Source organism: Hyphomonas sp. BRH_c22 (assembly GCF_000961795.1).
In the GTDB taxonomy this organism is placed as follows: Bacteria; Pseudomonadota; Alphaproteobacteria; order Caulobacterales; family Hyphomonadaceae; genus Hyphomonas.
This window is the reverse complement of sequence record NZ_LADU01000090.1, coordinates 39,673-64,136: the sequence shown is the minus strand read 5'-3', so window position 1 is coordinate 64,136 and position 24,464 is coordinate 39,673. Positions and strand designations below refer to the sequence as shown.

Below are 24,464 nucleotides of genomic sequence, written 5' to 3'. Positions count from 1 at the left end.
TTAAGGCATGGGCACCGGAATGGAACAAATTTCACCTATCAGGATAGAGCATGGGCACCCGGCGAATCGACATCACCCCCGTTTCCACGCCGCTGAGGGCCGTCTTTGCGATATCGCGGGGCGCCAAGACACGTGCCGACACGGTGCGGGTGAGGGTGCAGCAAGGGGGTGGCACGGGGTGGGGTGAGTGTGTGCCCTATGGGTTGTATGGCGAGACGGTGGAGACTGTCACTGCCTCGATCGAGGCGATACGCGATGCAATAGAGGGCGGCTTGACGCGGGAGGAGCTGCAAATCCGCATGCCCGCAGGCGCCGCCCGCTGCGCGGTCGATTGTGCGCTATGGGACCTCGAAGCCAAGCTGAGCGGTACGCCCGTCTGGCAACTGGCCGGCCTGCCGGAACCGAAGCCGATCGAGACCGCCGTGACCGTCAGCCTCGATGCGCCTGAGGCGATGGCCGAGGCGGCACGGGCCATTCAGGGCTGTTTGCTGAAACTGAAACTCGGCGGGGCAGACGACCTGAAGCGGATAGAGGCCGTGCATCTGGCACGTCCGGATGCGCGGCTGATCGTCGACGCCAATGAAGGCCTTGTGCCTGCAGAGTTTCCGGCGATCTCGAGGGCCGCTGCTGACCTCGGCGTCGTGCTGATCGAACAGCCCTTCCCCGCTGACAACGATGCCGCGCTGGAGCGCCGGCCGGGGCCGGTTGCCATCTGCGCCGATGAAAGCGCGCATACTTCGAGCGATATCCAGGACCTTGCCCGGCGCTATGACGCGGTGAACGTGAAGCTCGACAAGACGGGCGGGCTGACCGAGGCGCTGGCCATGGTGCGTGCGGCGAAGGCGAGCGGCATGGGCGTGATGGTGGGGTGCATGGTGGCCGGGTCGATCTCGATGGCGCCAGCCGTGCTGCTGGCGGGCCTTTGCGACGCAGCCGACCTCGACGGGCCGCTCTGGCTGGCCGAGGACGTCGAAGGCGGCCTCGTCTATCGCGACGGCTGGGTCGAGCCGCCCCTGCCCGGCCTTTGGGGATGAACTCCCAGCCGCCTGACATTGCAGGCAGCCGGGAGCGCGTCAGGCAGCCACCGGCGGAAGGCCGAGAGAGACGCGGCCGGTGAACATTTGCTGGCGCTTTTCGGGCAGCGGGTGGAACTGGCTGGCATGTGCATCGCGCAGCAGGCGCTCAATCCCCGCCTTGCGCATGAAGCCGGCGCCGCCGCAGATTTCGAGCGCCTTTTCCGTGACGGCGATCACGGCATTGGCACAGATGGTCTTGCGGGCAAGGACCTGGCTGGCGAGGGCCTCACTGGGCGTGAAAGCCAAGTCGTCGCACAGCGCGATCATGGACTCCAGGGCGATCTGCGCGGTGACGAGAAGGTTTTCCATCTCGCCGACCTGCAGGACCGTGACCGGATCACCGGAGCGGGCCCTGGCCTTTTCGAGCGCGATGGCTGCTGCGGATTCCGCCACGCCGGTATAGACTGACATGATGAGCGGCATGGCGACGGTGACAATGACGCTGAAGGCGCCATGGAAGGGACCACGCGGGCGCTTGAGGCCGACGGCCTCTTCGGGCACGAAAACGTCATTGAACCGGAGCGTCTGGGAACCCGTGGCGCGCATGCCCATCGCCTCCCAGTCACCGAGCAATTCCACGCCTTCGGTCTTCAGTGAGACAGGGAAGTGCAGCACAGACGGGCCGTCATCCGGGCAATCACAGGCGCAGGATGTGATGGCAATGTCGCCGCAAGGCGAACCGCTGGCGAAGGGCTTCACGGCATTGATTACATAGCCGCCGTCGGTCTTGCGTGCCTCGCCATTGGATTCGAGCCAGTCATTGGCGCCAGTGCTGACGAGGACGAGTTCCCCGCCTGCAACCTTTTCCAGCAGGGCCTTCCCGGCCTTGCCGTCCTGATCGTTCTTGCGCGCGGCGGCGACAAGGTGCTGGTGCATTGACACGGCCAGCGCGGTGGAAGGACAGTCATGCGCGAGGCGGCGCAGGAAGGCGCACATCTCACCGTGCGAGACGCCTCCGCCACCGAGCTCTTCCGGCACCTGCGCCGAAAAGACCTTGCGGGCTTTTAGCGCAGCATAGTTTTCATGGACGAAAGCATCACGGCATTCAAACCCTGCTGACCGGGAGGCGAAGTCGGCCCCGAGCGTGTCGGCGGTATCCTGCAGGATCATATCAAACGGCATCTTCATCTCCCATGGATCAAAACCGGGGACACCGCACATTACGGCGCCCCCTCTTGCGTGTCAGGCCGTCTCGGCGATCTTCTGGCCAGCTGCGGCCATGGCGTGCACATCCGCGGCCCGCAGCAACTGGCCGCCAATGCCCCAGTCGCCCTGTTCCACTTCATTGATACGGACCCAGGTGACCGAGCGCAGGGCTTCGCCCTCGATGGCCACCATGGTTTCGGTAACCTTGCTGATAATGTCCGCCTTCTGGGCCGGCGAGAAAACGTCCTTGATAAGATCAATCGTGACGAGTGGCATTGATATTCTCCTGTTTGAATTGTAACCGGATTGTCCGGTGACGGGAGATCCATGCGCGCAATTCGCCTGCCGCCATAGTTCAGACATTGAACCAAAGCACTTCAGAATGTAAAGTAAGCAGCTTCAAAAGCCATACAGCCGGTCTTTCAGCGCCTCGGGAGCGTCTCATGCAATACGGCCAGTTTTGTCCCATCGCAAAGGCAACGGAAATCCTTGGAGAAAAATGGACGATCCTTATCATCCGTGAAATCCTGATGGGCGCCACCCGATTCAATGTCGTGCAGCGCGGACTAGGGGATATTTCGCCCGCCTTGCTTACAGGACGCCTGAAATCCCTTGAGCAACAAGGCATGATTGTCCGCCGCAAGATCACCGGTCAGAAGGGATACGAATACTTCCCGACAGAAGCGTGCCAGGCCCTTTTGCCAGTTCTGGTGGCCATGGGCGAATGGGGCCTGTGCTGGGCAAGGCACAACGTGCTCGACGAAGACTTCGATGTGGACTTCCTGATGCTCTACCTCGAACGCAGTATCGATCCGTCCAAACTTATCGGCAGTGAGAGCGTGATCCAGTTCAAGTTTACAGATCTTGTCGAGCAGAGCGATTACTGGCTGCTGGTCCGCGACGACAATGTTGATCTTTGCTTGAAGAATCCCGGCAAGGACGTGGATGTCTATTTCACCTGCACGGTGCGGACCATGCATGATGTATGGATGGGCGAGCGGACCTATCGTGACGCCATCAAATCCGGCGACCTGTATGTACAAGGCGATCCTGCCCTGACGCGGAACATCAAGGACTGGCTGCGGCCGAGTATATTTGGCGGCTCCGCGCGCGCACCATTGCCGGACCAACTGACCTCCCGGTGACACAGACCCCTGCCCCACCGTCAGGCGTTGCTAGGCGCGCGAGGCACCCATAGGATCCCCGCACGAAAGACAAGCCGGGAGGATGGACGATGATTCAGGCCAAAGTGCAGGGTGTTGCAAGCGACAAGTTTGAGGGCGTACGAAACCAGTTCCAGACGCACCTGGACACAGGCGCCGATATCGGGGCCTCCTTCTGCGTCACCAAGGATGGCGAAACCGTGGTCGACCTATGGGGCGGCTATGCCGATGTCGCCGGCACACGGCCCTGGGAGAAGGACACGATCGTCAACGTCTATTCGACGACCAAGACGATGACGGCGCTGACTGCCCTGTTGCTGGCCGACCGGGGCGAACTGGATTTTGATGCGCCTGTTGCCAAATACTGGCCGGAGTTTGCGGCGAGCGGCAAGGCAGACGTGAAAGTCAGTCATCTGATGAGCCACTCAGCTGGCCTGTCAGGCTGGCGTGAGCCGTTCACGACCGAGGACTTGTATGACTGGGAAAAAGCGACGAGCCTGCTGGCGGCGCAGGCGCCCTTATGGGAACCGGGCAAGCAGGCCGGCTATCACGCCATCACGCAAGGCTATCTGGTTGGCGAGGTTGTGCGGCGCATTGCCGGCAAATCGCTCGGCACCGTATTCCGTGAAGAGATTGCCGAGCCGATGGCCGCAGACTTCCATATCGGCCTGCCGGCGGCGGAAGACAATCGCGTGGCCGAATTGAAGCCGCCGCCAGATGGCAGCATTTCGGCCGATCCCACCATGACGGAAACCAAGAAGCTGACGCTGACCAATCCGGTGATTGATGTCAGCGCAACACGCACGCGCGAGTGGCGCGGCGCCGAGATTCCGGCTGCAGGCGGCACGGGCAATGCACGCGCGGTGGCGATGATCCATGCGATCCTGGCCAATGGCGGTGCCGCGGGCGGCAAGCAGTTCCTGAGCGAGGCCGGTTGCCGCAAGGCGCTGGAACCGCAGATCGAGGGCACGGACCTGATTCTCGGCATCCCGGTACGCTACGGACTTGGCTTCGGCCTGTCAGGGCCGATGTCGCCTGCGCTGAACGAGCATTCCATGTTCTGGGGCGGCTATGGCGGCTCCATCGCACTGATCGACATGCAGGCTCACACGACGATGTCCTATGCGATGAACCGGATGGAAGGCACGACGACAGGCGACATGCGGGCAATCAGCCTGGCCATGCAGGCGATGCCCGGCCTGATGGCCTAAGCGAAGCGCTTTCTATTTGGCGCCGTCGAGCAGTTCCTTGAATCCGCTCGGCGCGTGATGGCCCATGAAAAGCTGTTCGAAGGTGCCGATGCCTTCAGAGCCGAGACCGTCCGGTCCTTCATGCCTTGCACGGACGATTTCCTGGATGTGCAGGTTTTCAGGAACCTGCCATGGCATTTTCGACGGCTCGAAATCCTCGCGGGCAATGGCGAGCTGGTCGCCGCGGAAGGCACCATGACGATACTTGTCGTGGCCGTAGCCGATGCCCTTCATCAGGAATGTGCCCATCGGCTCGAAGGAGACCGTGTGGGCGCGGCCCTGCGGATCAATCATGTCGAGACGGGCGCTGGCCATGCGGCGGGTTCCTGGCGCGTAGGTGATGTTCATCTTCGCATCGGAGAGATGGATGCCTTCGCCCTGCGCGACACCATCCGGAACGATCACCGCGCGGGTGTTCCAGGGCATGCCATGCTCATCATGATTGACATGGTAGAACATGGACAGGTTCGGGAAATTGGTCGGCGTCCATATCCAGTAGAATTGCGGCACCGGCGCGGGGATCAGCGGTTGCGGATCCGGCGCGCCAATCGGGCGGACACCCCATGAGCGGTCGCGCGTACCGGTGAAATCGTCCGGCTTGATCTCGACGCGCGTGTCATCGACCCGCAGGCTGCCGGTCCATCGGCCGTTCTGCGTCATGCGGGTGAGGTCCATCATCATGCGCGAGCCGAGACGGCGCGTGAAGCGAGGCTCCTCGATCGGGAAAGCCCTGCCCTCGAATTCCACGTCGAGCGCGAGGCCCTCGGTTTCCTCAAGGCGCAGCCGGATCTTCTTGAGCGGCTCGACAACCTCGACCGAGAGCGGACCGACATGCGTGTCCATGCGCTCCATGTTCAGCGGACGCGAGAGATAGACACTCGACTGCTTGCCATTGCGCAGGATGGAAACAGCGCCGTCGATAATGTTTAGCGCCGGGTAAACACCCATGGCCGCCGCAAAGAATGTCGAACCGTCGGCGCTGTAGCCATTGAAGAAATAGCGGTCGTAGAAATTGCGGTCGGAGCCGGAAAAGGCAACGGGTTCGGGTGTCTGGTGGATCGGGTATTCGTCACCGGCGCTGAGCATGGGATATCCTTCCTTGGCGTCACCTCTTGGCGGGTGATCAGTCAGGCTTAGGGTGGACGAAGCAGGCGCACCCAGCAAGGGGTGACGCGAAGGGAGCCCGTTCGAATGACAACACGCCTGACGGCCGACGAGGCCAATACATTCCTCGCTGCGGCCTTCCCGAACAGCGGCAACCGGAGCGAGGTTGTCCTGATGGAGGAAGGCCGCGCGAAGATGCGTCTGGTCGCCGATGAAACGCATTTGCGGCCCGGCGGATACATTTCCGGCCCGACGCAGATGAGTCTGGTCGATTCGGTTGCCTATATGGCGGTGATGACGCTGACCGGTCACGAGCCGATGACGGTGACCAGCAATCTCAGCATCAATTTCCTGCGGCCATGCATCGGCGATGTCGTGGTGGCTGAGGCACGCGTGATGAAGATTGGCCAGGCACTGGCTGTCATGGATGTGGACGTGCGGATTGAAGGCGCGGAGAAACCGTCGAGCCACGCAGTCGTGACTTATGCCCTGCCCCGCAAGCCGGAGGCCGCACGATGAACCGGCTCGCATTTGCCGCCGCCATCACCGGATTCGCCGGCGTGGCGCTGGGCGCGTTCGGAGCACACGGGCTGGACCTTGGCGCCAAGGCGCTGGACTGGTGGCATACAGCGACGCTGTATGCGCTGGTCCATGCCGCAGCTGCGCTGGCGATTGCCCTGTCAGACCGCACCGGGCTTGTGCGGCGGGGCGGATGGGCCTTTCTGCTTGGCGCGGCCGTGTTTTCCGGCTGCCTCTATGCGATGGCGATTGGCGCGCCGCGCTGGCTTGGCGCCGTCGTACCGCTTGGCGGCGTGTCATTCCTGGCAGGCTGGATTCTGGTCGCGGCGGGCGCGGCGCGGCGTTAGGACGATTTGGAGTTCAGCGACGCATATTTGTCGGCGAGTTCGTCAGCCGTCTTGCGGGCCGCATCAATCGTGTCTGCAAAATCGGCGAGCTCCGCATCGACCGGCGCCGTGTCAATGTCCATGTCGGGACGCGAAGCCACGGTGCTGAGCGCACTCTGGAAATTGCGGTAAGCCATCTGGGCACGCACGAGCGCGCGCTCATAGCTCATCACGTCTGAACGGGTGGCAGTCGCATCGCCCGAATCCTTCAGGACGGCGATGGCCTCATTCGAGACACCGGACAGGCCCGTACGGGCCGATTGCGTGTCGGCCGAAATACGCGAGAGAACCAGCGACGGTGCGTTCTTGCCGGCGCCAATGCGCGCGGCATAATCTTCCACCGCGTCACCGCGGCCATTGATCAGCGTGTCAGCAAGGCCTGCAAGGCCGCCGGAAGCCTGAACCCAGCCAGCTTCGACAACGGCGTCACTATATTCACTGGAAACCTTGCGCAGGACCGACTGATTGTGCGAGAGGCCGCTCACGACAGTTGCTTCGCCCGGCACCATGGATACCGTTGCACAACCGCCAAGAAGGCATAGGGATACAGTCAGTAGAACGCTACGCATCAATGGCCACCTAAACACCTGATCGGGTCCCCACCCGTAATAATCCTTACGAATGGTAATAAGCCAAGTCCAGTATTAGTTCCCAGACTGGCTGACAAATAGTGAAGAACGCATGAATAAACGCCAAACCCGCCGCACATTGTACCAGAGGCACGAATCCCGGCGCAGCGGCCGCTTGCGCGTCTCCGAACTGCACGAAATCTATTGGGAAGAATCAGGCAATCCTGACGGCGTTCCGGTTGTCGCGCTGCATGGCGGCCCCGGCGGGGGATCCAACCCTGAAATGCGACGGTTTTTTGATCCGGCCCGCTATCGCATCTTCCTGTTCGACCAGCGCGGCTGCGGCCGCTCGACTCCGCACTCGGAACTTCGCGAGAACACGACCTGGGACCTGGTCGACGACATGGAAACGCTGCGCGAGCATGTTGGCGTCGACCAATGGGTGGTTTTTGGCGGATCGTGGGGCTCGACCTTGTCGCTGGCCTATGCAGTGACCCATACCGAACGTGTGCTGGGCATCATCCTGCGCGGCGTGTTCCTTGTGTCGAAGGCCGAGATCAGCTGGTTCTACCAGTCAGGCGCCAGCCGCCTGTTCCCGGATTCCTATGACCGCTACGTCGCGCCCATTCCCGAGGACGAGCGCGGAGACTTGCTGACCGCGTTCCATCGGCGCCTGATCGGCGCAGACAAGACAGCGCGGATCGAGGCGGCCCGGGCCTGGGCCCGCTGGGAAGGCGAGACCTTGTCGATCAAGGGACCGGTGACCACGCCGCCGCGTTTCAACGAGGATGATTTCGTCGATGCCTTCGCGCGGATCGAATGCCATTACTTCGTCAATCGCGGCTTCTTTGCCCACGATTCCTGGCTGCTCGAAGAGGCCGAGCGCACCCTGCAGGATGTGCCAGGCGTGATCGTTCACGGCCGCTACGACGTGGTGACGCCGATATCGACCGCCTGGGCGCTGTCAAAAGTATGGCCCAGGGCGGACCTGCACATCATTCCGGATGCAGGTCACTCGTCCATGGAGCCGGGCATTGTCGACAAATTGATTCAGGCCACGGACGAAATGGCCGACCAGTTCCTGCCTGCTGTAAAGGCGTGACCCCCGGCTGATGCCGGGGGCCGGACACGGGTTATTCGGCAGGCGGCACCCAGTTGGGGCCCAGCAGCATGGTCAACACGCCTGGCAGTGGCACGTGATACTGGTCCTGGATCTTGTCCATGAAACCGAACACCAGGATGACCGCGATGAATGGCGGCACGAACCAGCGCATCAGGAAGCGCCAGGCATTCATGATCGTGCCTTCGCCAAGCTCCGAGGTCAGCATGTCGCGACTGAGTATCCAGCCCGCGAATGTCGCTGTCAGCAGGCCGCCCAATGGCAGCAGCAGGCCCTCGGTCATGAAGTCCATGAAGTCGAGATATTCGAGCGAGAACACGTAAGCCGCCCCGATCATGAACATCGAGAAGCCGATGCCGACTGATGCGCCCAGACGCGTGACGCCCTGGCGTTCCTCAAGCCAGGACACACTGACTTCCATGAGCGAAATCGACGACGTGAAGGCCGCAAAAAGGGCCAGCGCGAAGAAGACTGATGCAAAGATCGCCCCGCCCGGAATTGCGCCGAAGGCGACGGGCATGGAGACGAAGAACAGGCTGGGGCCACCGGCCGGGTCAAGACCGGCTGCGAAGACGATCGGGAAGATGGCGAAGCCTGCGACCAGCGCCACCAGTGTGTCAGACCCCACGACGATAAGGGATGAGCGCGGAATGTCGGTATCTTTCGACAGATAGGCGCCATAGGTCACCATCAGGCCAACGCCAACGCCGATGGAAAAGAAGGCCTGGCCGATGGCAGCCAGGAAGGTCTTGAAGCCGACATCTTCCCATTTGGGCTCGAGGATGAAGGACGCTGCCCGCGCGGTGTCACCATTGGTCATCGAGAATATCACCACGACGATCAGCATGACAAAGAAGGCCGGCATCAGGATGGTTGACGCTCGCTCAATGCCGCCTTTCACGCCGCGCCCGACGATGATGACATTGGCGCCGATGAAACAGGCCAGCAGGAACAGAATATACCATTTCGAGCGCAGCGGATGTTCGCCCTGCCCGATCGTGTCGACAAAGTTCTGGCCGGACGCTGCTGCGTCCATACCGGAAAAGCCGCCGAATGACTGGATGAAGAATGCCACCAGCCAGGCTGAAATCACGACATAGAACGTGCTGATGAAAAAGGCTGTCAGCGTGCCGATCCAGGTTGCGATGCCCCAGTTCTGGCTCCGGCTCTCGGCGCGGGCGAGCGACTGGATGCCTTCAATGGCCGACATGCCGGATTTGCGGCCCATGGCATATTCCGCCATCAGGAGCGGCAGGCCGATCAACAGGACGCAGGCGAGGTAGATTGCGATGAACGCGCCGCCGCCCTCTTCGCCGGCGGTATAGGGAAACCGCCAGAAATTTCCGAGACCGACGGAGGACCCGACCGCCGCCATGATGAATCCGAAACGCGAACTCCACGTATCTGTCTTGCGACCGACGCCTGCCATATGATGCCCTCTCCCCGGGGGTAAATGATTTCGCGCGACCCTAGCGTTCGCGGCATAAAAATCAATTCAGGGCTCTGCTACCGGGTCAGATGAGCCCCGTCGAGGACAGTTTTTCGTCCCTGTGCATGTGCGCCGCCAGGATCAGGCCGAAGCAGGCCATGGTCGTGAGCAGGGCTGTGCCGCCATAGGATATGAGGGGCAAGGGCATGCCGACCACAGGGAGCAGGCCTATGACCATGCCGACATTGAACACGATATAGAACGCCACCGTGGCCGCCGCACCTGCCGAGGCGAGCCGCCCGAACCAGCTTTGCGACTGGAAAGCCGAATAGAAGGCCCAGCCGAGAATGACGGCAAAACCGAGCAGAAGGGTTGCGGTGCCGATGAAACCGAATTCCTCGCCAATCACTGTCAGGATGAAATCTGTATGCTGCTCGGGCACGTAATCCTGCTGTGACTGGATGCCCTGCAGCCAACCCTTGCCGTTGACACCGCCGCCGCCAATGGCGATCAGGCCCTGCTCGATCTGGTAGCTCTCACCCAGCGCATTGGTCGATTCCCCCGTCAGTTGCGACAGGAACGTGTCGACCCGCTCGCGCTGGTAATCGGCAAGTATGAAATAGACCCCGGGAATGGCCGCGATGCCTGCAGCGATCCCCGCGAGGATGACCCGCATGGACAGGCCCGCCAGGAAGACGATGACGCCGCCGGAAGCCACCAGTGCGAGCGTCGTGCCGAAGTCCGGCTGCTTGAAGATCAGCGCGGCGGGAATGAGCATGATAACCAGCGCGCCAACATGGATGAGGATGCGCCCGGAGGTCGGCGTGATGACGCGGTCATAATACCAGGCAAGCGCCATCGTGGTGGCCAGCTTGGCGAATTCGGACGGCTGCACCGCAACCGGGCCGATCTGCAGCCAGCGTTGCGCGCCGCCGCCCGTCACGCCCATTACTTCGACGAGGATGAGCAACACGATGGTGAACGCATAGGCCGGGAGCGCCAGCGTGCGCCAGAGCGACAATGGCAACAGGGCCAGGCCAATCATCACGACGAAGCTCATCCCGAAGCGAGACAGTTGGAGGTGCCAGAGGTTGGCTTCGCTCGAATTGGTGTGCGTTGACGAATACAGCATCGCGATGCCGGTCAGTGCCATCGCGACAATCAGGAGGATGAAACCCCAGGGCAGTTTGGCCAGTTTGCCGAGCGGCCCGACATTCTCGAACGAGAGCGAGCGGGCCGTACGCGTGCGCGCCTCGCCGCGGCTGAACCCGGTATAGCCGTCGCGGCTCATGTCGGTTCGCCTTGTCCGGGCGTATTGACAGAGGCCGTCTGCCCGTAGGCGGGCTTGCGGCGGCTGTCATTCTTGAGGGCGAAATGGAGAATGTCGCGCGCGAGCGGCGCGGCCGTGGACGAGCCGCCTTCACCATGCTCGACCACGACGGCAATCGCATATTTCGGATCATCCGCCGGGGCATATGCCACGAACAGGGCATGATCGCGCAGTTCGCGCTCGATTTCGTCCCCCTTGCGGATGCCCTTGTCACGCTCGGCCTGAGTGATGCGGCGCACCTGCGCCGTGCCCGTCTTGCCAGCGAGGCGCGGCCCGCCAAGGCCAAGATCGCCGGAACGGTAGGCCGTACCGCCGCCTTCGGACGTCACGCCAAACATGCCAGCCTTCATGCGGCGCATGATGTCGCCGTCAAGCGGCGCATCGAGAATGCCATCCTGTTCGGTCTTCGGTCCAAGGCCGACGAGTTTCGGCTTAAGACTGTGTCCCTCGCTGGCGATGCGGGCCGTCATCAGCGCGAGCTGGAGCGGAGTCACGCCAAGCTGTCCCTGACCGATGCCGAAGTTCAGCGTCTCGCCTTCATACCATTGCTCGCCGAGCGCCTTCTGTTTCCATTCAGGATCCGGCACCAGGCCGCCCCGCGCGCCGGTCATGCCGAGCGTCCAGGCTTCGCCGAAGCCGAACTTGCGCGCCGTCGCGGCGATGGCATCAACGCCGGTTCGCCGGGCAATCTCGTAGAAGTAGACGTCGCACGAGCCCTTGATGGCGCTGTGCATGTCGACCGAACCGTGACCGCCCTTTTTCCAGCAGTGCCAGGTGCGGTTGCCGAAATGGTAGTAGCGGTTGCAATGCACGCGGTCCGTCGGCTTGACGGCGCCGGATTCCAGCGCAGCCGTTGCGACCACCATCTTGAACGTGGAGCCGGGCGGATAGACGCCGCCATGGGCGCGCGGATAAAGCGGCGAGCGCGGATTGTCGCGCAGCGCGGCATAGGCCGAGCCGGAAATGCCGTTGACGAAATCGTTCGGGTCGAAGGCCGGCGTCGAGACCATGGCCAGCACATCGCCGGTTTCCACATCGAGTACGACTGCCGCGCCACTCTCTTCGCCAAAGCGTTCGATCGCGGCGCGCTGGAGTTCGGAATCGATGGTGATGTAGAGGTCCTTGCCGGCCACAGGCGCGAACTTCTCGTCCGGGATCTCCTCGATCACGCGGCCATGGGCATTGGTGACCTGCTTGCGGAAGCCGGGCTTGCCGCGCAGCCATTCCTCGGCAAAGCGCTCCATGCCCTGACGCCCCGTGCGCATGTCAGGATGGCGGAACAGCTTTTCCAGCCGCTTGGCTTCATCGTCGACCATGCCGACCGAGAGGCGGTCGAGATCATCCTGGCTGGCACGCGCAACATAGCCGAGCACGTGGGCAAGGTCGCGGCCGCGCGGATAGGAGCGGGTCAGCGCCATCTCGACCTGCACGCCGGGGATTTCCGCCGCATGCACGTTCATGCTGGCAAAGTCCTCATAGGTCAGTTCATTGGCCACGATGACCGGAACGAAGCCCGCATTGCGGCGCCGGCTGGTGGCGATCTCCTTGATCAGCTTTTCGACACGCTCATCAGGCAGCTCGATGAGCGCGGCAATCTTTGCGAGCGTGGCGGCCGGATCCCTCGTCTGTTCCGGAACGATCGACACGCGTCCGGCGCGGCGGTGGGAGGCCAGCGGCTTGCCGAAACGGTCAAGGATACGGCCGCGCTGGGGCGGCGCCAGGGCCAGCTTGATATGGTTGTCTTCCGCGGCCGCCTGGTATTTCTCGCTTTCCAGGACCTGCAGCTGGAACAGGCGCGCAATCAGACCGGCCCAGACCACGCCGCCGGCCCCGGCCGCAAGGATCATGCGGCGGCTGAAATCATCCTCGATGCTGGGCTTGTGACTCATGTCGCCTGCCCCACCTGCTGCCCGGGGGTGCGGCCCAGGTCGAAAAGCCTGTGGCTCATCGCATAGATCACACCGGTGGTCAGCAACGCTGCCAGCAATGGCGTGGCGCGCACGGCATGGTCTTCAAGCGCGCTCGCGAGTAGCCAGAGCACGAGGAATCCCGAGATGAACTGCAATACGGGCGCTACGACCGCTACCAGAGGCTCGTTCATCACGTCGAACATGCTGGCGATCCAGGCGCTGAATCCGTAAACGACCAGGTTGACGATCACGAAACAGCCGAACGGCGCATTGAAACTGATATCCTGGATCAGGCCGAAGACGATCAGGAGAAGCATCGGGCGGAGCGAGAGGCCGACACGGCCCCAGCCCACGGCGCCCCAGAGGGCCGCATAGGGCCAGGCGATGGACAGACCGAACAGGGTCTTGGGCGTCAATCCGAGCAAACCGACGGCGGCAATGGCAAAGGCGCCAAACAGGAGGCGGGGTGTCGGGCCCGATTGCGACCAGAGGCTCTTGCGCTGGCGACCGGAGGTGCGTTTGGCCATTACTGGCGCACCCCCTGTGCCGCGCTGGCCTGCGCCGGGGCATCGGTCTCTTCTGCCTGAGGAAGGGTTGCGACCGGTTCCGGCGCCTCGATCATCGGCGGCGGCACCATCTGGACATACCCGCCCGAGCGCTTTGCCATGCCATATTTGACACGCCATTCGCCGCTCAGAAGCCGGGCTTCACCAACGACCAGGCCGCGCGGGAACGCGCCGCCTTCCGCCGAGGTGAGGATACGCTCGCCTTCGATGAACCCGCTGCGTTCAGGCAGGTCGGTCAGGCTGCCAAGCCCGTCACGGCCACCGTACAGGATCGCGCGCACACCGCTGACCTCGCCCATGACGGGCACGCGGCTGTTGAAATCAGTGATCAGCAGGATGCGGGACGAAAGTTCGCCCAGTTGAATCACGCGGCCGACGAGGCCGCCTTCGTTGACAGCGATCGCGCCTGGCTCGACGCCCTGGGCACGGCCCGCATTGGCGAGCAGCGTCTGCGCGAACGGACCGTCGCTTTCGGCGGTGACCCGCGCCGTGACGCCGCGAACCGGCGGCTCGCCCATCAGGTTCAGGATATTCTCATACGCTTCGAGGCGCTCGGCCATGGAAATGGCGGCGGCTTTGTAGCGCGACAGTTCGCGCACTTCGGCTTCGAGATCCTTGATGCGGCGTTCGCGTGCGACCTGTCCGGTTACCCGGGCCCACAGAGTGACACTGTCATTGCCGCCGAGCCGGTCACCCGCAACCGTGCGGACCGGATCGAAGAAATGGCGGATTTGCGGGGCGGACTGGGCCACGACGAGCGCTGCGGCGCCGAAAATGAAGACAAAGAGAATCAGACGCTTTGCTGAGCGCTTGCCGGGTTTCTGACCTGAGCGGCTGAGGCGCGCCATTCGCCTTGTTTCCTTGCCGTTTTTCGGCCTGCTTTTCCTAGACTTCCGGAGACAGTACCGTTTTCATTTTCGAGTAGTTTTCTAGCACATAACCGCAGCCATTCACGACGCATTTCAGCGGATCATCTGCAATCATCACTGGTAATTGTGCCTGCTCGCGTATCACCGTGTCGAGATTGCGAAGCAGTGCGCCGCCCCCCGTCAGCACGATGCCGCGATCGACAATGTCGGCGGCAAGTTCGGGTGGCATCGCTTCAAGCGCGATCTTCACGGCATCGATAATATCGGTGACCGGCTCGCGCAGGGCCTCGGCGATCATGGCCTCGGTGATCTCGGTTTCCTTGGGAACGCCGTCCAGCGTGCCCCGTCCGCGAACCGTGAGGGCCATGCCTTCGCCATTCTCAGGCGGCATCGCGGTGCCGATCTCTTTCTTGATCCGCTCGGCTGACATTTCGCCGATCAGGATTTTCTGTTCGCGGCGAAGGTAATTGACGATCGCCTGATCCATCTTGTCTCCGCCGACGCGCACGGAGCGCGAATAGACGATGCCGCCAAGCGACAGGACAGCCACTTCCGACGTGCCGCCACCAATATCGACGACCATGGAGCCGGCTGGCTCGTCGATGGGCAGTCCGGCGCCGATGGCAGCGGCCATGGGCTCTTCAATCAGCTCGACCTGGCGGGCACCGGCCGCGAGAGCGGACTGATGGATGGCGCGGCGCTCGACGCTGGTGGCGGAGCTGGGCACGCAAATGATGATGAGGGGGGACACGAAGGCGCGCCGATTGTGCACTTTGCGGATGAAGTGCTTGATCATTTCCTCGGCGACTTCGAAATCGGCGATGACGCCATCGCGCATCGGGCGGATGGCTTCCATGTTCACCGGCGTCTTGCCGAGCATGTTCTTGGCCTGCTCGCCGACTGCATAGACGATCTTGCGGCCGCCCTGGGTCATGTAGGCGACGACCGAGGGCTCATCGAGCTTGACGCCCTGACCCTTCACATAAACGAGTGTGTTCGCCGTGCCGAGGTCGATGGCCATGTCCGTGGACAACATGCCGAGAAGGCTACCAATCATGACGTCTACGCGCTCTTTCTGATGCGTGGCGAACCGGTGATCCGCCACTATTGTGCAATTCTATACACAGCCCCATACCTCATGTGCCGTTAACGCCCATTTAATGCAAGGCACGCGCGGCAGATAAACGGAACCATGCGTACACCCATTGAAAACCAACGGTATTCATTGGCATTTACCACGGAACCTGCAGTGAACACGGGAGTTTAACGGAACGATCCGTTCACCAATCGTAAACGCTGGCGCGGTGTTTGTTAACACTTTGGCTGATTTCAGACCCGGTACGCCCGGTTCCGATTCTGCATGAAATCCGAGAAGTTCAGGTTTTTGTGCACCCGGTTCCCGATGAGCGCCAGATGAATGCGCCGTTCGGAAGCGGTTCGGATGGGGCCGTTCATACAGGAGGCGCAGCATCGGCCTGGCCCTGGAAAAGGCGCGCTCCAGCCCATCACTGGCGCCTTTGGCTTGGTCGCACCCCTGGCAAGCCTCCTGCCGGTGCTGCTCTTTTTTCAGGCAGCTGTCACGAAGGTGGAGATGACCTTCTTGCGGCCGGTCTTGTCAAAGTCGACCGTGAGCTTGTTGCCTTCCGAAAACACCACTTTGCCGTAGCCGAACTTGTCGTGAAAGACGCGCGACCCGGCCGTGAACGTGCTGGCACCCCCGGCTGTGGCGGTGAGGGGACCGGCGTCGGAAGGGGGCCGTGAGGGGGTGCGCGAGGCGTTCTCCTGCAGGCGTTTCCAGCCGGGGCTGTCATAGGACGAGCGGGCACCCAGATCTTCCATCGTTCCCGAAAAGGCCTCTTCGCCGCCCGGCAGGCCGGAAAAGCCGGTCTCGCTCATGGCATCGACATGGTCGTGGGGCAGTTCGTCAACGAAACGGCTCGGCATGACGCTTTGCCAGCGGCCATAGATCTGGCGATTGGCGACGAAGGAGATATAGGCGCGGGCACGCGCCCGTGTGATGCCGACATAGGCGAGCCGGCGCTCTTCCTCGAGGCCCTTCAGGCCACTTTCATCGAGGCTGCGGCGCGACGGGAAGACTTCCTCCTCCCAGCCCGGCAGGAAGACCATCGGCCATTCGAGCCCCTTGGCGCCGTGCAGGGTGAGAATCTGGACCTGGTCCTCCCCTGCCCCGCCGCTGGACGCATCCATCACCAGCTCAACATGTTCGAGAAAGCCCGCCAGCGTATCGAATTCCCCCATCGACCGGACGAGTTCCTTCAGGTTGTCGAGCCGGGTCTGGGCCTGCGGGCTGCGATCCTTCTGCAGCATATCGGTATAGCCGGACTCCTCAAGAATCATTTCGGCCAGCTCGGTATGCGGCAGCCCGTTCGCATACTTGTCGCGCCACATGCTGATATGGTCGATGAACTGCGTGAGGCCGCGTTTGGCCCCGCCCTTGATCTCGTCTGTCTGCAGGACCATCGGCGTCAGCGTGTACAGGCTGCGTCCGTCGGCCCGCGCATAGGCCTGCAGCTTGGCCAAAGTGGTGTTGCCGACACCGCGTTTCGGCTCGTTGACCACCCGCTCGAAGGCGAGGTCGTCGTCGGGCGAGCGGATCAGGCGCAGATAGGCCATGGCATCGCGGATCTCGGCCCGCTCGAAGAAGCGCGGGCCGCCGATCACGCGGTAGGGAATGCCCAGCATGATGAAGCGCTCCTCGAAGGCCCGCATCTGCCAGGAGGCGCGCACCAGAACGGCGCAGTCGTCATGCTTGCCGCCGCCACGCACCCAGCTTTCGATATCGTCGGCGATCAGGCGGCTTTCCGCCTCGCCATCCCACAGGCCGCGCACCTTGACCTTTTCCGCGTCAACGCTGTCGGACGGGCTGTCATCGCCCACGAAGAGCGTCTTGCCCAGACGCCCGCGATTGTGGCTGATCACGCTGGAGGCAGCCGCAAGGATGTGCCGGGTCGAGCGATAGTTGCGTTCCAGCCGGATCACCTTCGCGCCCGCGAAATCCTTCTCGAAACGCAGGATATTGTCCACTTCCGCGCCGCGCCAGCCATAGATTGACTGGTCGTCATCGCCCACGCAGCAGATATTGTGGCTGCCCTGCGCCAGCATGCGCAGCCACAGGTATTGGGCGACGTTGGTATCCTGGTACTCGTCCACGAGGATGTATTTGAAGCGGGCGTGATAATCCTTCAGGACATCCGGGTTGTCGCGGAACAGGGTGATATTGTGCACCAGCAGATCGCCGAAATCGCAGGCGTTCAGCACCTTCAGCCGGTTCTGGTAGATCTCGTAACATTTGATGCCCTTGCCATCGGCAAAGAGGTGGGCGTCTTCCGATGGCACGCGGTCTGGTGTCAGCGCGCGGTTCTTCCAGCCATCGATCAGGCTGGCGAGGAAGCGCGGTGTCCAGCGCTTGGGGTCAATGTTTTCGGCCTGGATGACCTGCTTGCAGAGGCGCACCTGATCGTCGGTATCGAGGATGGTGAAGCTGGATTTCAGGCCCACGAGCTCGGCATGGGCCCGCAATATCTGCGCGCTGATCGCGTGGAACGTGCCAAGCCAGCGCAGGCCCTCGCCGTCCGGGCCGATCAGCTTCAGCGCGCGCTCACGCATTTCGCGTGCGGCCTTGTTGGTGAAGGTGACGGTCAGCGTCTGGCTCGGCCAGGCCTTTTTCGTGGCGATGATATGGGCAAGGCGCGTGGTCAGCACGCGCGTCTTGCCGGTGCCGGCACCGGCGAGGACCAGCAGCGGGCCATCGGTGTGCAGCACGGCTTCGCGCTGTTCCGGGTTGAGGCCTGCAAGATAGGCCGCTTCGCCCGCCGCTTCTGGCGGACGCGCGGCAGCCATCTGGCTGATAGAGAGGCGATTCGGATTGGAACTCATCGGGAACGTATAGCAGGGATTGAGACATGTGTTAGTCTGCGTCGGCACTTTGGAGGGACGAACCGATGGCAAAGACCGCAGACGAAATGATGGCAAGCATGAAGGCCGGTCTCAAGGCAAAGACCGGCAAGTCGCTGGAAGACTGGGTGAAAATTGTCCAGGCAAGCGGTCTCGGGACGCATGGCGAGCAGATGAAACTCCTCAAGACGGATCATGGTGTCGGCCATGGGCACGCCAACATGATCTGCCAGACGGCCAAGGGCCGGTTCGATGAAGATCCCAATGACATGCTGGCTGGCCAGTACACGGGCAAGGAGGGCCTGCGCCCCGTCTATGATGCGCTGGAAGCGTTCGCGCGCACTCTGGGCAAGGACGTTGAAATCTCGCCCAAGAAGACCAGTGTCGTTTTCCGCCGATCGAAGAATTTCGCGGTCGTCACCCCGGCCACGAAGTCACGCATCGATCTTGGCCTCAACCTGAAGGGCATGACCGGCACGGGCCGCCTTCTGGAAGAAAAACCAGGCTCCATGTGCACCCACAAGGTGCGGCTGGAATCGATGGCCGATATCGATGCCGAACTGAAATCCTGGCTGAAGGATGCCTATGGCCGCGCCTAGCGCCCGGCGGGCTTGCGGAAGGCAATCGTTACCTGGCCAATCTCGATGCCATAGCGCGTGACATAGGCCCGGTTGATCAGGACATCGTCGTCCATCAGGTACATCCAGTCGTCAAAGCCGACATTCCAGATCGAGTCGCCGACCTTGAGATCGACCTTGTATTTCCAGTTGAACGCATTGCCCGACACCTGCCCCTCGGCAAGGCCCGGAACGTCACCGGCTGTGCCGCGATAGGCGCCGCCGCCCAGCACGTCGATCTCCCAGATGCGGGTGTCGCGCTCGCCATCATCATACTTGAATTTTTCCGTCAGGGTCAGCCGGTCGCCATCCAGCGTTCCGGTAATGTCGACCTTGAACTGGCGGCGCACCTTGCCGAAACGGTCTTCAAACACGCCATAGGCGGCGGTTTCTCCCAGGAAGTAGTCTTCCAGAACGAGCTGGCGGGGGCTGTCGGCAAACTGGCTGACCTGCTGGCTGGCACAGGCCGTGGTGACCGACGAGGCCACCAGCAGGGCGGACGCAAGGGCTTTTGAAATGTGCATTCCGAACCTTTCAGGTTGCAGGAGCATGTCTCCTGGCACCTTCTACGCAATCGCGCCGGTATCGGATGAAAATACCCTGCCCGGATGCAGCGGGATGACACTGCGCCCGGGCGGGGATTAGCTGGCGCAGGTCCTAGTAGAGCACCGCGAGGGATTTCGCGTCATAGTCTTTCAGCTCGCCGCTGCGGCCTTCGCGCACCTTGGTGGCCCAGTCCGGATCCTGCAGCAGGGCGCGGCCCACTGCGACCATGTCGAACTCGCCCTTGTCGAGGCGGGCTTCCAGGTCATCCAGCTTGCGCACCGTGGCCCCTTCGCCGCGGAAGGCATTCTGGAAGTCGCCGGTCAGGCCGACTGAACCGACTGTGATGCTTGGCAGGCCTGTCAGCTTTTTCGCCCAGGCGGCCGTGTTAAGGCCGTTTTCACCGTCAACGTCCGGGAATTCCGGTTCCCAGTAACGGCGCTGCGAGGCGTGCAGCACATCGACGCCTGCATCCACGAAGACTTTCAGGAAGGCCTCGAACTCGGCCGGTGTCTGCGCGAGACGGGCGGTATAGTCCTGTTGCTTCCACTGCGAAAAGCGCAGGATGATCGCGGTGTCGGGCCCGACCTGCTTGCGGGTTTCCCTGATAATGTCGGCCGCGAAAGTTGCGCGCTCCGGCAGGCTGCCGCCGAAACGGTCTTCGCGCTTGTTCATCACGTCCCAGAAGAATTCGTCGATCAGGTAGCCGTGGGCGCCGTGGATCTCGATCGCGTCAAAGCCGAGACGGACTGCTTCACCGGCCGCATTGGCATAGGCCATGACCATGTCATCGACTTCCGCGCTCGATGGCGGGTCGAAAACCTGCTTGCCGGAATGGGTGATGCCCGACGGGCTGTCAGTCGGCGCGTCGGGGTTGGGGCCGGTGCCCGGCTTGCGCATCATGCCCTGATGCCAGAGTTGCGGCGCGATCAGGCCGTTCACGCCGTGCACTTTCTCGACAACGCGCTTCCAGCCGGCCAGCGAATCGGGACGGTAGAAATTTGGCACGTTCGGGTCGTTCGACGAGCCGCCCCGTTCCACGGTTGTGCCTTCGGTAACGATCAGGCCCACATCTGCTGCGGCACGGCGCGCATAATAATCGGCCACATCCTCGCCCGGCACGCCGCCCGGTGATTTGCTGCGGGTCATCGGAGCCATGACGATCCGGTTGGGGATGTTCATGGACTTGATCTTGATTGGCGTGAAAAGCGGGCTGGTCATTCTTGAAGGCTCCATTCAAACAGCGTCAGAAGTGGCGACGCCCCCTGCCCGCGTCAACCATTGACGCTGGGGTGGGTTCAAGGCACCGGTTCATGAGGGGTTCAGCGCTGTTCACCAGAGTGAAGCCGAGAAGATCGAATACGGGGACAGTTCAATGCGATTTTTCTTCTTCCTGGCCGCAACGGCCCTGCTCGCCGCCTGCCAGACACCCGGCTATGATTATGAAGCCCGGATCGCGCCGAACTTCCCTCAGGCCGCTGATTACCGCGCCCCAGAAGTCGGAAGGTTCCGGGGCCCTGCGGGCGATGTTGCCGAAGGCGAGCTGGAAGCGATGATCGCCGATATCCGCCTCGACGGCATGTCCTGGTTCATGCCAACGCAAGGGCGACCCGACAGCCTCTATGAAGGCCGCGTGGATATCGAGGCATGGGATGAGGAAGTCCGCTACGAGCGCGAACGCCGCTGCGTGAAACATGATGGCCTGTTCGACTGCAAGCGGCACGCCATGGTGGAAACCGAATGCACCACCGGGTCGGTCGCCGTGGCCGTGACGGCAACGCTGGTCGATCTTGCCGACAATCGCACCGTGTTCACCGCCGCCCAGCCGGGCGGATCGGCCCGGGAAACCTGCATCGACATTGCAGAATATCCAGATGATGGCCGCCCTGAAGGTGTCTATCGCGATCCGCGCCAGTCAAACTATAATCCATACAACGCACCGATCGGCATGGTGGAGGACGCCGTGGTCGAGGCGGTGCGGCGCTTCCGCTATGATATCGCACCCTACAACAAGACACTGCGCGCCGAGATCATGACCGAAGGGCTGATCCCGGAAGAGCAGAATGACACCCGGTTTGGCCTGGCGGTCGATGCCACCAAGGGGGGCAATTTCCTGGGTGCCTGCGCGCAGTGGGATGAACTGGCCCGCGCCTATCCCCGGGCGCCCGCCGTGCTGCACAATCAGGGCGCCTGCGCCGAGGCGCGGGGCGACATGGAAACCGCGCAGCTGCGCTATGCGCGCGCGGCCGAGCTGGCGAGCGGCATTCCCCTGCTGAAGGACAAGAAGGCGCGGCTGATTTTCGAGGCGCTGGAGCGCGTGTCAGGCCGGCGTTACGATGACATGCTGCTGGATGGCACCTTGCCCAGATCCGGCAGCTGAGGCACTAGCCGCCAAACATGGTGGCCAGTGTCACGCCGGTTTCGCCGGCTTCAGCCGCGATGCCCCAGGCGATTCCGCCTGAAAAGGCGATTGTGCAAACGACAAACTTGATCAGGACATTCTTCATCTGACGGTTTCTCCCGGTTTGGAACACTCTGCTGTGTCAGGGTGCAATCCGGGGGCCGTCCTGAAAGCTTGTGTTAACCCTGTTCGTCCGGCTCCCTGTCAAGGCGATGCCCGTCCGACAGCCTGGCCAGTTGCTCGGCGCGCATCTTCTCCGCTGTGCGTTCGGCCTTGGTGCGGCCGAACTTTGCGCGGTTCTCTTCGGCCGCCTGCGCCTTGGCGTCACGCGCACGGGCCTTGCGGGCCTTGTTGAGGTTTATCGGGGTCGTCATGGCGCGAAGACTACTCAGCCAGAGGCGGCCAGTCGAGCGTCAAGGCGGGCTTTTACCTCCGGCCACTCGCTGTCGAGAATGGAAAAGAAGGCGGTGTCGCGAATGAATCCATCCTGCAGGATGCGGTGATGGCGCAGCACGCCTTCCTGCCTGGCACCCAGTTTCAGCACAGCGGCCTGCGAGCGCTTGTTCCGGTCATCCACCTGGAACTGGACACGAACCGCGCCCTGGCCAAAGGCGTGAGCCAGGAGCAGGCGCTTGGCCGCCGGATTGACCGCCGTACCGACGGCCTGCGGCGCGTAGACCGTCATGCCGATCTCGACGCTGCGATTGACTGCGCTTGGATCAAGATAGCTGGTGATGCCGAGAAAGCCTCTGCCATCCGGCGGGAGCACCGCAAACGCGAGCATCGTCCCCGCCGCCGAGCGCCCCGCAATCGTGTCGAGCCAGCGGCCAATCCAGTCACCGGGGCCGCGATGGGACCAGAGCAGGAACAGGTCCGGTGCGCCTTCGGCCATGGCCCGCAGGTCAGCCCCGTGACGGGAGACCTCGAACGGCTCAAGCCGGACATGTTCGTCCGCCAGCGTGACCGTCGACAGGTTCATTCCTTGTGATTGTCCCGCCATTGTTCCATCGCCAGAGAGATCGCGAAGGTCTCACGGTATTTCGGGCTGGAGGCCGGGCGCGGCGCGCGCGCCGCCGTCATCGCCATGATCTCGGCCAGCTTGTTGTGGGCGGCACCCGACTGGCCTGCACCGATATAGGCGTGCAGCTCGACCAGTGCCGACGACAGCGGATCATGCGCGCGGATGACGAAATAGGGCTCATCGTCCGCGAGCTTGCCGATCACGTCAAACTGGGACGGGTTGTCCTTTGAACCGACGGGGGATTTGGCCATGTGTATCTGCCTTTCTGGGCGGAAGTGATTCTCTTGTTCGAGGATACGACGCCGTGCAGACGCTGTCAGTCCGTAGAAACATTTTGCTCAGACGCAATTATACTCGCTTGAGGTCCCGCAGGATCACGCCACGGTGGTTATGGCTGACGATGCCCTCGACGCTTTGGCCGACCTCGAACTTTATGGCTGTGTCAGTTCCGATGTTCTCGGCCTGCGCGAATACTGAGGTGTAGTTTTCCGAGCCATCCACGATTTCGACAAAGCACTTGACCCGGCTCCACAGTTGGCGGACGAGGCCGCGACACGTTTTGCCCCGCAGGCAAACGAGGTAGGCTGGCGGGTGCTTGTGCGCCTTTGACCCCTTTATGCTTGAGATGAAGAACACCTCGTCCCCAAGTTCGGGCAGCTCGGTATTGCAGACATTGGAATAGGAAAAATAGTATTCGGGCCCGATCTGGCTCATGTTGCCGGATCCCGGCAGCACGATGCGCTCAGCAATGAATCCAAAGCCGCCCGCTCCGCCATTCTTCACGATGCCCATCCGCCAGGGTCTGTCGCCCATCTCGTCGTCGATCGATTTCGACAGTACAAACCGCATATTGACCCGGCTTCGCAGGAACGGCCCGAACTGATCGCCGGACGGTCGGCCCGTCTCCTTCTCAACGAGCCGGTCATTGCGGTCTGCCAGCGCGGCGGGTTCGCTGTTTTCGATTTCGACCAGTTCGGTCTCGGTCGTTTCAAGCGACGCGCGTCGGCTCAGCCCCTTCTTCTGGAGCACATCAATCCGGTCCCGTCGCGTCCGGATCCACTGATCGTAATTGACGAACACATTCGACCAGACCCACTTGTTCAGGAGCACAGCCATGGCGATAGCGCCGGTCGCGAACGCGACCCACGTGAAATAGTCGAGCAGCGGCGTACCGAGCAGGCGATCATCGTTGAAGGAGTCAATCTCGCGCAAGTAGGCCATCATTGCGGACACAAGCGTGAAAAAGGAAAAGATCACACTCTGCCTGTCCATCAGGGTGGCATGAAGATTTGGCGTGTTGAAAACACGCTCCTTGTCCTTGATCTGCCGCGTCAGCTGGCCAATCTGCTTTACGCGGTTGCGTTCCCGAAATCCCGCCAGACCCCACCGCGACAATAGTATTCCCGAGAAAATACCGACGATGATCGCGAGCACATTCAGAATGAACGCACTGTTGTCCTGAACAAGACGCGCCGCCGTACCAGCGTACGATTCGATCTGCTCCAACGCCATGCCCCCCAAAGTCGCCTA

The 24,464-nt window shown here is 62.2% G+C and carries 26 protein-coding genes; 8 read left to right on the top strand and 18 right to left on the bottom strand.

Annotated features, from left to right (window positions below):
• Positions 1-50 precede the first annotated feature (50 nt).
• Complete coding sequence (gene dgcA, locus VR74_RS12105; RefSeq protein ID WP_045697126.1) at positions 51-1,034, top strand: N-acetyl-D-Glu racemase DgcA; 984 nt, start codon at positions 51-53, stop codon at positions 1,032-1,034.
• 39 nt (positions 1,035-1,073) lie between these two features.
• Here the strand turns inward: dgcA and VR74_RS12100 are convergent, their stop codons facing one another.
• Together VR74_RS12100 and VR74_RS12095 are read right to left on the bottom strand one after the other, a co-directional pair.
• A complete protein-coding gene (locus VR74_RS12100) occupies positions 1,074-2,198 on the bottom strand; it encodes an acyl-CoA dehydrogenase family protein (RefSeq protein ID WP_299950347.1) in 1,125 nt (374 codons plus the stop codon).
• 60 nt (positions 2,199-2,258) lie between these two features.
• A complete protein-coding gene (locus VR74_RS12095; protein ID WP_045697124.1) occupies positions 2,259-2,498 on the bottom strand; it encodes a tautomerase family protein in 240 nt (79 codons plus the stop codon).
• Between the two features lie 167 nt (positions 2,499-2,665).
• On the opposite strand from VR74_RS12095, the gene VR74_RS12090 reads away from it, so the two are divergent.
• Complete coding sequence (locus VR74_RS12090; RefSeq protein ID WP_045697122.1) at positions 2,666-3,367, top strand: winged helix-turn-helix transcriptional regulator; 702 nt, start codon at positions 2,666-2,668, stop codon at positions 3,365-3,367.
• 89 nt (positions 3,368-3,456) lie between these two features.
• Positions 3,457-4,596 carry an EstA family serine hydrolase gene (locus tag VR74_RS12085; RefSeq protein ID WP_045697120.1) on the top strand — a complete coding sequence of 380 codons (1,140 nt, stop codon included), beginning with the start codon at positions 3,457-3,459 and terminating at the stop codon, positions 4,594-4,596.
• Between the two features lie 12 nt (positions 4,597-4,608).
• On the opposite strand, the gene VR74_RS12080 is transcribed toward VR74_RS12085, so the two are convergent.
• Entirely contained in the window at positions 4,609-5,721 is a 1,113-nt protein-coding gene (locus tag VR74_RS12080) for a hypothetical protein (RefSeq protein ID WP_045697119.1), read from the bottom strand.
• A gap of 105 nt (positions 5,722-5,826) precedes the next feature.
• On the opposite strand from VR74_RS12080, the gene VR74_RS12075 reads away from it, so the two are divergent.
• Both VR74_RS12075 and VR74_RS12070 read left to right on the top strand, forming a co-directional pair.
• A complete protein-coding gene (locus tag VR74_RS12075; RefSeq protein WP_045697117.1) occupies positions 5,827-6,258 on the top strand; it encodes a PaaI family thioesterase in 432 nt (143 codons plus the stop codon).
• Positions 6,255-6,605 carry a DUF423 domain-containing protein gene (locus tag VR74_RS12070; RefSeq protein WP_045697116.1) on the top strand — a complete coding sequence of 117 codons (351 nt, stop codon included), beginning with the start codon at positions 6,255-6,257 and terminating at the stop codon, positions 6,603-6,605. The genes VR74_RS12075 and VR74_RS12070 overlap by 4 nt, the downstream gene beginning before the upstream one ends.
• Here VR74_RS12070 and VR74_RS12065 read toward each other — a convergent pair.
• Positions 6,602-7,213, bottom strand: a complete 612-nt coding sequence (locus VR74_RS12065) for a hypothetical protein (RefSeq protein WP_299950345.1) — start codon at positions 7,211-7,213, stop codon at positions 6,602-6,604. The genes VR74_RS12070 and VR74_RS12065 overlap by 4 nt on opposite strands.
• A 112-nt stretch (positions 7,214-7,325) precedes the next feature.
• Between VR74_RS12065 and pip the strand changes: the two genes are divergently transcribed.
• Positions 7,326-8,315 carry a prolyl aminopeptidase gene (pip, locus tag VR74_RS12060; RefSeq protein WP_045697113.1) on the top strand — a complete coding sequence of 330 codons (990 nt, stop codon included), beginning with the start codon at positions 7,326-7,328 and terminating at the stop codon, positions 8,313-8,315.
• A 31-nt stretch (positions 8,316-8,346) separates the two neighbouring features.
• Here pip and VR74_RS12055 read toward each other — a convergent pair whose 3' ends face one another.
• The 7 genes from VR74_RS12055 to VR74_RS12025 form a co-directional block, all read right to left on the bottom strand.
• Positions 8,347-9,762, bottom strand: coding sequence for a sodium-dependent transporter (locus VR74_RS12055; protein ID WP_045697111.1), 1,416 nt, complete (start codon positions 9,760-9,762; stop codon positions 8,347-8,349).
• Positions 9,763-9,847: 85 nt separating this feature from the next.
• Positions 9,848-11,053, bottom strand: a complete 1,206-nt coding sequence (gene rodA, locus VR74_RS12050; protein ID WP_299950343.1) for a rod shape-determining protein RodA — start codon at positions 11,051-11,053, stop codon at positions 9,848-9,850.
• Complete coding sequence (gene mrdA, locus VR74_RS12045) at positions 11,050-12,981, bottom strand: penicillin-binding protein 2 (RefSeq protein WP_045697109.1); 1,932 nt, start codon at positions 12,979-12,981, stop codon at positions 11,050-11,052. Before mrdA ends, rodA begins: the two co-directional genes overlap by 4 nt.
• Positions 12,978-13,529 carry a hypothetical protein gene (locus VR74_RS12040; protein WP_045697108.1) on the bottom strand — a complete coding sequence of 184 codons (552 nt, stop codon included), beginning with the start codon at positions 13,527-13,529 and terminating at the stop codon, positions 12,978-12,980. The genes mrdA and VR74_RS12040 overlap by 4 nt, the downstream gene beginning before the upstream one ends.
• Entirely contained in the window at positions 13,529-14,416 is an 888-nt protein-coding gene (gene mreC, locus VR74_RS12035; RefSeq protein WP_299950341.1) for a rod shape-determining protein MreC, read from the bottom strand. The genes VR74_RS12040 and mreC overlap by 1 nt, the downstream gene beginning before the upstream one ends.
• Before the next feature lie 37 nt (positions 14,417-14,453).
• A complete protein-coding gene (locus VR74_RS12030) occupies positions 14,454-15,494 on the bottom strand; it encodes a rod shape-determining protein (RefSeq protein WP_045697107.1) in 1,041 nt (346 codons plus the stop codon).
• 509 nt (positions 15,495-16,003) lie between these two features.
• Positions 16,004-18,334 carry a UvrD-helicase domain-containing protein gene (locus VR74_RS12025; protein WP_045697106.1) on the bottom strand — a complete coding sequence of 777 codons (2,331 nt, stop codon included), beginning with the start codon at positions 18,332-18,334 and terminating at the stop codon, positions 16,004-16,006.
• Between the two features lie 65 nt (positions 18,335-18,399).
• On the opposite strand from VR74_RS12025, the gene VR74_RS12020 reads away from it, so the two are divergent.
• Positions 18,400-18,951, top strand: coding sequence for a DUF5655 domain-containing protein (locus VR74_RS12020; protein WP_045697105.1), 552 nt, complete (start codon positions 18,400-18,402; stop codon positions 18,949-18,951).
• Here VR74_RS12020 and VR74_RS12015 read toward each other — a convergent pair.
• Entirely contained in the window at positions 18,948-19,493 is a 546-nt protein-coding gene (locus VR74_RS12015) for a DUF3833 domain-containing protein (protein WP_045697104.1), read from the bottom strand. The two genes, VR74_RS12020 and VR74_RS12015, sit on opposite strands and share 4 nt — an antisense overlap.
• Positions 19,494-19,626: 133 nt before the next feature.
• Complete coding sequence (locus tag VR74_RS12010) at positions 19,627-20,733, bottom strand: NADH:flavin oxidoreductase (RefSeq protein WP_045697102.1); 1,107 nt, start codon at positions 20,731-20,733, stop codon at positions 19,627-19,629.
• Positions 20,734-20,887: 154 nt separating this feature from the next.
• Between VR74_RS12010 and VR74_RS12005 the strand changes: the two genes are divergently transcribed.
• Positions 20,888-21,892, top strand: coding sequence for a hypothetical protein (locus VR74_RS12005; RefSeq protein ID WP_045697101.1), 1,005 nt, complete (start codon positions 20,888-20,890; stop codon positions 21,890-21,892).
• Between the two features lie 4 nt (positions 21,893-21,896).
• Here the strand turns inward: VR74_RS12005 and VR74_RS20990 are convergent, their stop codons facing one another.
• The 5 genes from VR74_RS20990 to VR74_RS11985 all read right to left on the bottom strand — a co-directional run bounded on the left by VR74_RS20990 (position 21,897) and on the right by VR74_RS11985 (position 24,446).
• Positions 21,897-22,019, bottom strand: a complete 123-nt coding sequence (locus tag VR74_RS20990; RefSeq protein ID WP_299950339.1) for a hypothetical protein — start codon at positions 22,017-22,019, stop codon at positions 21,897-21,899.
• A 73-nt stretch (positions 22,020-22,092) separates the two neighbouring features.
• Positions 22,093-22,287, bottom strand: a complete 195-nt coding sequence (locus tag VR74_RS12000) for a DUF4169 family protein (RefSeq protein WP_045697099.1) — start codon at positions 22,285-22,287, stop codon at positions 22,093-22,095.
• Positions 22,288-22,301: 14 nt separating this feature from the next.
• Positions 22,302-22,892, bottom strand: coding sequence for a GNAT family protein (locus VR74_RS11995; RefSeq protein ID WP_045697097.1), 591 nt, complete (start codon positions 22,890-22,892; stop codon positions 22,302-22,304).
• Positions 22,889-23,185 (bottom strand): hypothetical protein, encoded by a 297-nt coding sequence (locus VR74_RS11990; protein WP_045697095.1) that lies wholly within the window; start codon positions 23,183-23,185, stop codon positions 22,889-22,891. Before VR74_RS11990 ends, VR74_RS11995 begins: the two co-directional genes overlap by 4 nt.
• A gap of 97 nt (positions 23,186-23,282) precedes the next feature.
• Entirely contained in the window at positions 23,283-24,446 is a 1,164-nt protein-coding gene (locus VR74_RS11985) for a hypothetical protein (protein ID WP_045697093.1), read from the bottom strand.
• Positions 24,447-24,464: the final 18 nt, after the last annotated feature.